Annotated in this window: 8 protein-coding genes; 4 read left to right on the top strand and 4 right to left on the bottom strand. The window is 73.0% G+C overall.

What is annotated here, in order from left to right; genetic code table 11:
- The 4 genes from ACYVE7_RS23505 to ACYVE7_RS23520 all read left to right on the top strand — a co-directional run.
- Nucleotides 1-410, top strand: a 410-nt coding sequence (locus tag ACYVE7_RS23505; protein ID WP_460367238.1) for a roadblock/LC7 domain-containing protein, incomplete at its 5' end; no start/stop codon positions are given.
- Nucleotides 410-781: a hypothetical protein gene (locus ACYVE7_RS23510; protein WP_460367239.1), complete on the top strand. Its 372-nt coding sequence runs from the start codon at nucleotides 410-412 to the stop codon at nucleotides 779-781. The genes ACYVE7_RS23505 and ACYVE7_RS23510, both read left to right, overlap by 1 nt.
- Before the next feature lie 98 nt (nucleotides 782-879).
- Nucleotides 880-2,340 carry a MutS-related protein gene (locus tag ACYVE7_RS23515; RefSeq protein WP_460367241.1) on the top strand — a complete coding sequence of 487 codons (1,461 nt, stop codon included), beginning with the start codon at nucleotides 880-882 and terminating at the stop codon, nucleotides 2,338-2,340.
- Nucleotides 2,337-3,809 carry a MutS-related protein gene (locus ACYVE7_RS23520; RefSeq protein ID WP_460367243.1) on the top strand — a complete coding sequence of 491 codons (1,473 nt, stop codon included), beginning with the start codon at nucleotides 2,337-2,339 and terminating at the stop codon, nucleotides 3,807-3,809. Before ACYVE7_RS23515 ends, ACYVE7_RS23520 begins: the two co-directional genes overlap by 4 nt.
- Before the next feature lie 3 nt (nucleotides 3,810-3,812).
- Here ACYVE7_RS23520 and ACYVE7_RS23525 read toward each other — a convergent pair whose 3' ends face one another.
- From ACYVE7_RS23525 to ACYVE7_RS23540, 4 genes are all read right to left on the bottom strand, one after another.
- Nucleotides 3,813-4,568, bottom strand: a complete 756-nt coding sequence (locus ACYVE7_RS23525; protein WP_460367245.1) for an alpha/beta fold hydrolase — start codon at nucleotides 4,566-4,568, stop codon at nucleotides 3,813-3,815.
- A gap of 10 nt (nucleotides 4,569-4,578) precedes the next feature.
- Nucleotides 4,579-5,280, bottom strand: a complete 702-nt coding sequence (locus ACYVE7_RS23530; protein ID WP_460367247.1) for an ABC transporter ATP-binding protein — start codon at nucleotides 5,278-5,280, stop codon at nucleotides 4,579-4,581.
- On the bottom strand, nucleotides 5,273-6,238 hold the full coding sequence (locus ACYVE7_RS23535; RefSeq protein ID WP_460367248.1) for an ABC transporter ATP-binding protein: 966 nt from the start codon (nucleotides 6,236-6,238) through the stop codon (nucleotides 5,273-5,275). The genes ACYVE7_RS23530 and ACYVE7_RS23535 overlap by 8 nt, the downstream gene beginning before the upstream one ends.
- Before the next feature lie 11 nt (nucleotides 6,239-6,249).
- The coding region (locus ACYVE7_RS23540) for an FtsX-like permease family protein (protein WP_460367250.1) at nucleotides 6,250-8,792 on the bottom strand (2,543 nt) is incomplete at its 5' end.

The following is an 8,792-nucleotide window of genomic DNA, read 5'->3' on the forward strand; positions in this document are numbered from 1 at the left end:
GGGCGGCACGGCCCGCCTACCAGGCGGCGGTCGGGGCGGAGCTGGCGGCGCTACGGCGCGCGGTTCCGCATGTCACGGGCGCGCTGGTGGCGTCGGTGGACGGTTTTCTGCTGGCGTGTGATCTGCCCGAGGGGCTGGAGCCCGACACGGTGGCGGCGTTGACCGCGACCGAGCTGTCGCTGGCCACCCGGGTGGTGGCGACCGTCGCCGACGGCGCCTTCGAGGAGGTCGTCATCCGCAACTCGCGGGCCCAGGTCGCGATCTACGCGGCGGGGCCGCGCGCGGCGCTGGCCGTTCTGGCCGGCCCGCAGGCCAGTCTCGGGCTGCTGCATCTGGAGGCCCGTCCGGCCGCCAGGACGATCGCGGCGTGCCTGGCCGCACTTCACTCACGACAGGACGGGAGTCCCTGATGTCCAACATCGACCAGACCCTCAAGGAAATGATGTCGATCGACGGCTCGCTCGGCTGTGCCGTCGTCGACTACGGCAGCGGGATGGCGCTGGGGGCCCTGGGCTCCACGAAGGCGTTCGACCTGCAGGTCGCCGCGGCGGGCAACACCGAGGTGGTCCGCTCCAAGATGCGGACGATGGAGCAGCTCGGCCTGAAGGACGGGATCGAGGACATCCTCATCACCCTCACCCAGCAGTACCACATCATCCGTCCGCTGGGTTCCCGCTCCGGCCAGGGCCTGTTCCTCTATCTGGTCCTGGACCGCGACCGCGCCAACCTGGCCCTGTCGCGGCACCAGCTCAAGCGCATCGAGGAGAACGTCGAGGTGTGATCCCGGCGCCGGGATCGCGCGGAAAGCGCAAGGGGCGGACCGGGGTGCGCTGCTAGCGTGGCCGGATGGTCGTTCGGGGTCTTTTGGGCGATAAGCCGGTGGCCGGGGAGCCGGAGTTCTTCCGGGATCTGAACCTCGACCAGGTCGGGGAGGGTCTGGGCGGCTGGTTCTGGTCTCCGGTGCGGGACGTGACGGTCGTCGTGGCGCGTCAGGCGGTCTTCCGGGAGCTGGAGGACGGCCCGGCGCGGGCGGCGGCCGACCGGTTCACCGCGGTCATGGCGCGGACGCGGACCAGGAGCGTGGCGCTGGCGCGGATGACGCATCCGCCGCAGGCCGACCGGTGGTTTCTGGAGATCGTGCTGGACTGGGCGGACGCCGTCGCGGGGTTCGCCGACGGTCTGGCGGCGGCCGAGGTCACTTCGGCGGGGTTGGCCGGGGTGGGTGAGGATCTGGCCGGGTTCGTCCGGTCGGGGTGGTTCACCGGGTTGCGGGAGCGCGGGGCGCGGTTGCGGGAGCGGCTGGCCGGGGTGCGGTACGAGGTGCTGATGCGGGCCGACCGGATCACGGTCGCCGCGGCGCGGGAGGACGGGGAGCCCGATTTCGCCGAGCGGGTCGTCGCCCTGTTCGACCGGTTCCGCTGGGAGGGGGCGCCGCCGGCGGTGCGGCCGCAGGCCGGGGACGGTGTGCTGGACCAGGTGGACGCGGCCGTCCTGGATCTGGTGGCGGGCCTGCATCCGGAGGTGTTCGACGAGCTCGGGGCGTTCCGCGCCGCCTTCCGGGACTTCCTGCCCGAGCCGGTCGTCCGCCTCGATCGGGAGCTGACGTTCTTCCTGGGCTATCTGCGGCTGCTCGCGCCCCTGCGGTCGGCGGGCCTGCCAGTCTGCTACCCGGACGTGTCGGCCACAGTGAAGGAGCTGGACGCCCGCGGCGTCTACGATCTGGCGCTAGCGGTGCGGCTGGTCTCCCGCGGCGGGACGGTGGTGGGGAACGACGTGCGGTTGGACGGCGCCGAGCGGATCCTGGTGGTGTCGGGCCCGAACCAGGGCGGGAAGACGACGTTGTCGCGGACGTTCGGGCAGCTCCACCATCTGGCGGCGCTGGGCTGCCCCGTCCCGGGCCGGCGGGTCCGGCTGTTCCTGCCCGACCGGATCCTCACCCACTACGAGCGGCCCGAGCTGCCCGGTTCGCTGGTCAGCAAACTCGAGGACGACCTGCGCAGGCTCGCGGTGATCTTCGAGCGGGCGACCGGCGACAGCCTGCTGATCCTGAACGAGATCTTCACCTCGACGACCGCGGACGACGCTCGCGCGCTGAGCGAGCGGGTCCTGGCCCGGATCTCGGGGCTGGACGCGGTGTGCCTGTGGGTGAGTTTCGTCGATGATCTGGCGTTGGGGGAGGGGAAGGCGGTGAGCATGGTCAGCACGGTCGCCGAGCAGGACCGCACGACCCGCACGTTCCGGGTGGTGCGGCGTCCCGCGGACGGCCGCGCCTACGCCTCGTCCCTCGCCGACAAGCACGGGCTGACCTATGACCGGCTCACCGCGCGGATCCGCCGATGAGGCCCGGGCTGCTGCACCCCGCCGGGACGTCCGCGCCACCGCCGCCGATGGACGACGCGCTGACCGACGATCTGGTGGCCGATCTGGGGCTGGAGGAGCTCTGGGCGTCCATGGCCAGAGGGGACGGCCGGTTGCGGGAGGTGGCGCGGGCGGTGATGCTGGCGCCTCCGGTCGATCCGGTGGTGGTGGCGCACCGGCAGGAGGCCCTGGCGGACTGCCTGGGCGCGGCGTCGGCGGTCCGCGAGCTGTACGCGCTGGCCGACGCGGCGGTCACGGCGGAGCGCAAGATGGTCAAGGGCGGGCCGACGGGTGGCGCGGAGGCGCGGCTGAGCCGGGCGTGCCGGGTGCTGGAGCTGTTCCACGGCCATCTGGGCGAGCTGCACGGCTTCGCGGTGACGCGGGCGGGGGAGTTCGGGTCGGCGGCGTTCACCGCGCTGTTCGCGGAGGTCCGGGCGAACCTGGACGGCGACTATCTGCGGGCGGTCACGGCCCTGCTGGTACGGCTCCGGTTCGAGCACGGCATCGTGGCGACGGCGGGTCTGGGCAAGGGGAACAAGCCGATGGGGTTCCGGTTGCACGAGCCGCCGTCCCGGACGCGTCCGGTGAGCCGGTCGCTGCGCCGGGGTCAGGCCCATGTGATCAGCGGGGCGTATGAGGACGAGTGGCGGGCGCTGGCGATGTTCCGGGGCCGTGCGCTGGAGACGGTCGCGGACGCCGCGTCGGACTGCGCCGACCGGGTCCGTGACTATTTCGCGGCGCTCCGGGACGAGGTCGGTTTCTATCTGGGGTGTGTGAACCTGGCGGAGGCTCTGACCGGGTTGTCGTTGCCGGTCTGTCGTCCGGTGCTGCGTCCGCGGGGGTCGGGGGTGCTGCGCGCGGAGGGCCTGTACGAGCCGGTGCTGGCGCTCGGGCTGGGCGGCGGGGTGACGGGCAATGATCTGGCCGCCGACGGTGTCCCGCTGGTCATGGTGACGGGGGTGAACCGGGGCGGGAAGTCGACGTTCCTGCGGAGCGTGGGGCTGGCGCAGCTGATGGCGGGGTGCGGGATGTTCGTGGCGGCGCGGGGGTTCGACGCGGCGGCGGTGGCGGGGGTGTTCACGCATTTCAAGCGGGCGGAGGACCGGTCGATGTCCAGCGGGAAGCTGGATGAGGAGCTGGCGCGGATGAGCGCGATCGCCGACCGGCTGGTGCCGGGGTCGCTCCTGCTGTGCAACGAGTCGTTCGTGGCGACGACGGAGCGTGAGGGTTCGGCGATTTCGGCGGAGATCCTGCAGGCGGTGACCGATGCGGGGGTGCGGGTGGTGTTCGTGACCCATCTGTACGAACTGGCCGATCGGTTGCGTACTGATCGTCCGGTTCGGGCGGTGTTCTTGACGGCTGATCCGGGGCGGCCGTTCCGGTTGGTGCCGGGGGAGCCGTCGGCGACGGCGCGGGCGATGGCGCTGTACGAGCGGGTGCTGGGCGGGTGAGGTTCAGGCGGTAAGGAAGGCGAGGAGTTCGGTGGCCAGTTCGGGGCGGGTGACGGCGCTCATGTGGTCGCCGGGGATCTGGGTGTAGCGGGCGTCGGGGAGGGTGTCGGCGAGGGCGGCGGCCGAGCCGTTGTCGTCGTCGAGCGCGCCGGTGAGGACGAGGATCGGCGTGTCGATGAACGCCAGGGTCTCCTCGGGGGTGTCGACGAAGGTCTCCAGGACGCCGAGCAGGGCCTGCGGGTCGCCGCCGACGGTCTTGAGGAACGCTTCGGCCTTCCACTCCGGCGTGCCGCGCTCGAAGGTGCCCAGCCGGGTGAGGATACGGCGGAAGTGGTCGGAGCGGTGGCCGGTGCGGGTGATGCCGGCCAGGCCCATCCCGGCGATGACGGCGCGGCGGGGCGTGGCGCCGCGGGCGAGCATCCGGATCGCGGTGCGGCCGCCCAGGGAGTAGCCGGCCAGGTCGTAGTCGGTGAGGCCGAGGTGGTCCAGGAGGGCGAACCCGTCGTCAGCCAGGACGTCGGGCGGGTAGGCGGCCGGATCGTGGGGACGGTCGGAGTCGCCGTGGCCGCGCAGATCCGGCATGATCACCTGGAAGCCCTGGGCGGCGATCTTCTCGGCGTGGCCGTAGCGGATCCAGTTGACGGCGGCGGTGGAGAAGTAGCCGTGGATGAGGACCAGGGGGCGTCCCTGCCCGAGCTCGCGGTAGGCCAGGCGGACGCCCCCGGCGCCGGTGAAGTGCCGCACGGGAAGATCGATCACACCGTCCAGCCTAGTCGGCGGTGGCGTGGGCTTGTTCCAGGAGTGCTCCGTCGTGGAGTTCCAGGACGCGGTCGGCGTGGCGCATCAGGTGGGCGTCGTGGGTGGCGACGAGCGCGGTGACGCCTTCGCCGGCCACGACGGCGTGCAGCAGCGCCATGATCGACTGCCCGGTCTCGGAGTCGAGCTGGCCGGTGGGTTCGTCGGCGATCAGCAGCCGCGGCTTGTTGGCCAGGGCGCGGGCGATCGCGACGCGCTGCCGCTGCCCGCCCGACATCTCATAGGGCCGCTGTTTGGCGTGGTCGGCGAGCCCGACCAGCGCGAGCAGCAGTTCGACCCGCGCGGCCCGCTCCTTGACGGGCGTGCGGGTGAGCCGCAACGCCACCTCGATGTTCTCGGCGGCCGACAGGACCGGGACGAGGCCGAAGGACTGGAACACGAAGCCGACGGTGTCGCGGCGCATGGCCAGCAGGTCGGCTTCGGGCAGCCCGCCGAGCTCCCGGCCGTCGACGGTGACGGTGCCGCCGTCTGGCCGGTCCAGCCCGCCGACCAGGTTGAGCAGGGTCGTCTTGCCCGACCCCGACCGTCCCTTGACGGCCACCAGTTCCCCCGCGGGGACGGTGAAGGACACCCCGCGCAGGGCGTGGACCTGTCCGCCGCCGCCCCGGTAGATCCGGGACAGGCCGGTCGCCTCGATCATCGTGGGTTCAGCCATCGCCGTTGCTCCGCTCGTCCGGCCACACCCCGATGTGGTCGTTCTCCAATGCCAGCCGCACCCGGTCGCGCATGTGCAGCGCGCCGGTGAACTCGCGGGGCAGCTGCAGCCGTCCCGCACGGTCCAGGACGGCGTACTCCTCGGCGTGGACGATCTCCTCGCCGTGTTCGTTGACCGCGGTGCGCCGCACGACCTCGCTGGCGGTGCGGCCGTCGCGGATGGCGACGGTGCGGTCGACGTTCTCGGCCACCATCGCGTCGTGGGTGACGATGACGGTGGTGACACCCAGTTCGGTGTTGGCCGCCCGCAGCGCCGCGAACACCTCCGCGGAGGTGGCGGAGTCGAGTTCGCCGGTCGGTTCGTCGGCCAGCACCACCTGGGGGGAGTTGGCGACGGCCACGGCGATCGCGGTGCGCTGCTGCTGCCCGCCGGACATCTGGTCGGGCCGTTTGGTCGCGCAGTCGGCGACGCCGAGCAGGTCGAGCAGTTCGGCGGCCCGGTTGTGGCGGGCCCGGCCGGCCAGCCGCATGGGCAGTTCGACGTTCTCGGCGGCCGTCAGGTAGGGGAGCAGGTTGCGGGAGGTCTGCTGCCACACGAACCCGACGAGTTCGCGGCGGAAACGGAGCCGCTCCTTGGAGCCGAGGGCCAGCAGGTCGGCGTCACCGACCCGGGCGACGCCCGCGGTGGGGACGTCGAGCCCGGACAGGATGTTCAGCAGGGTGGATTTACCCGACCCGGACGCCCCGACGATCCCGACCATCTCTCCGCGCCCGACCAGCAGGTCGAGCCCCTGCAGGGCGACGACCTCGACGCCGTCGGTCTTGTAGATGCGCACGAGGTTGTCGCAGACGATGAGCGCGTCGGCGCCGTAGGCGGGCCCGGTGGCGCGGGCCCTGCTCTCCAGGTCGGCCAGCGACGGCCCGTTCCCGACCGTCCCGTCCGCCGTGTCGCCGGTCATGGTTCCCCCTGTCACTGTTCGCCTACTCTCAAGGTGTTGTCCAGGCCGCGCCGGGCGGCCAGGGCGCCGTCCACGGCGACGGCCAGCGCCGTCACCGCCGTGACTCCGCCGAGCAGCAGGAGCGCCGCCGTCAGGTCGGGTCCCGGTGCGCCGACTTCGTGGCCGCCGGTGAACGGGGTCAGGTCCAGTCCCTGGCCGAGCAGGTGCGGCAGGGCGAGCCCGACCGCCCATCCGGCGAGGGTGGCGACCGCGACGAGCGGTCCGAGCTCGGTCAGGGTCAGGCCGCGTGCCTGCCGCCGGGTCAGGCCGAGGGTGGCGAGGTAGCCGATGGTCCTGCCGCGTGCCGCCGCACTGGTGATCAGCGCGAGGAGGACGGCGAGCAGCGCGCACACCCCGACCGCGACACCGCCGGACGCGAACGCCAGGTGGACCAGTTCGACGAGTTGCGATCCGGTCAGGTCGGCGTGGACCCGCGTGTAGTCCAGGACGGTCAGGTTCGGGTTGTCGAACGCGGCCTTGCGCAGGGCGGCGGGGTCGCGCGCGACGCCCCGCACGTACATCTGGTTGGGGAAGGGGTTGTCGGCGGTGAAGGCGTGGTAGGGCACCACGACCAGGGCGGTGGGCACGGTGACGCCGGGGAAGGCGGCCATCTTCCCGTCGTCCCTGATGGTGATCTCCAGGGGGGTGCCGTCCTGTTCGAGCTTGCCGGGCAGCAGCCCGGGCCCGAGCAGCGCGCCGCCGGCCTGGGGCGCGGCGGGCAGGTCGAGGGCCAGACCTTCGGCGGTGCGCCGGTAGTCGTCCAGGTCGACCAGCACGATCGTGACGGTCACCGGCACCCCGTCACCGCCGGTGAGCCGGCCCGCCGCCACCCGCACCGGGGTGACCCGCTCCACGCCCGGCACCTTGCGCAGCGCCTCCTCCACACCGGTGGGGAACGACTCGTTGATCAGCAGGGTGTCGGCGCCCGTGGTGTGGGCGGCGACGCGGCGCTGGGCGTCGCGCAGCCCGGAGTCGACGGTGCTGGCGAACGCCGCCGAAGAGGTCGCCAGCAGCAGCACCAGCAGCGGGAGCGCCGTCGACACCCGCTGCCGGGCGGCGGTGGAGATCCCCAGGAACAGGACCGTCGACTTCGACCGGCGGGCCGCCAGCCCGACCAGCCGCAGCGGGTAGGGGTACAGCCGCAGCACCACCAGGCCCGAGGCGATCACCAGCAGGACCGGGACGAGCGCCAGGAACGGGTCGGTGCCGCGCGCGGCGGCATCAGTGGTCAGACCCCGGCCGCGCAGCGCGACCACCCCGGCCGCGGCCAGGACCACGGCCAGGCACTCCAGCACCAGACGGCGCGGCGACAGCCCGCCGCCGCCGAGGCCCTGACGTTCCTCACGGCCGGTGCCCCGGTGCACGATCATCGCGGTCACCGGCGGCACCACCAGCGCGACCAGCACGATCGCCAGCGGCCCGAACAGCGACGCCGTGGTCGAGGGACCCTCGGCCAGCGACCCCAGCCCATAGCCCGCCAGCCCGGCGACGATCACAATGGGACCCGCGGTCCCCAGCACGAGCAGCCCGAGCTGCGGCAGGGACGCGCCCCGCGCCCGCATCGTGGCCAGCGGGGTGCGGAGCCGGTCCAGCAGCAACCGGCACGCCATGATCAGCACCCCGGCGGCGGTGGCGGCCAGCCCACCCAGCGCCAACGCCAGGACCGTCTGGGAGACCCGCAGCTCACCCAGGTAGGCGGCCAGCCGGTCCTGCAGCCGCGTCACCAGCAGCGTCTGCATCTGGCCGGGCTGCACACCCTCCAGGAACCCGCGGGTCTCCTCGATCGCGCCCGGGATCCGACTCGCCTGACCCGCCGTCAGCCGCTCGGCGTGCAGCTCGAACCGCCAGGTGTAGGACAGCGACAGGTCCGAGGACCGCAGCGCGGCCAGCCCCTGATCGTCCACGAGCCCGCTGGCCAGCGAGATCGGATCACTCGCCCCGCCGATCAGCATGGTGCGGGTGAGCTCGGTCCGCGTCTCCCACAGCGCGCCCGGCCGGATCTCATAGATCCCCGACAGCCGCGCCTGGACGGTCCTGCCGCCGGGCGCGGGCAGCGCGACCTTCGCGCCGACCTTCAGCTCCAGCACCGACGCGGCCTGCCCGACCAGCGCGAACTCCAGCAGATCAGGCCGTGACGCCGGGGCGCGCCCCGACCTGTAGTCCACCGCGCCGAACGCGACCGGATCCCACGCCCAGGCCAGCGCCTTGACCGACGGGACCGCCCCGATCCTGATTCGCCCCGACCGGACGTTGTGGCTCTCCGCCCCGAACAGGGAGCTCAGATCCCTGCCCGCACCGTCCCGCAACTGCCGGGCGACCTCCTCGACCTGCGCCGCACCGGCCGGACCCTCACGGAAGGTCTTCCCGCTGGCGGCGTCGTAGAACGCCGTGGGGGTGCCGGCGAACTCCAGCGTCGTCCCCGCGACCGCGTCCCGCGCCGCCGCGTCCACCCGAGCCTGCACCAGCCGCGGCGCCGCCGCAGCCAGCGCCGCGATCACCAGGACCATCAGCCCGA

This window comes from Actinocorallia lasiicapitis (genome assembly GCF_054778695.1).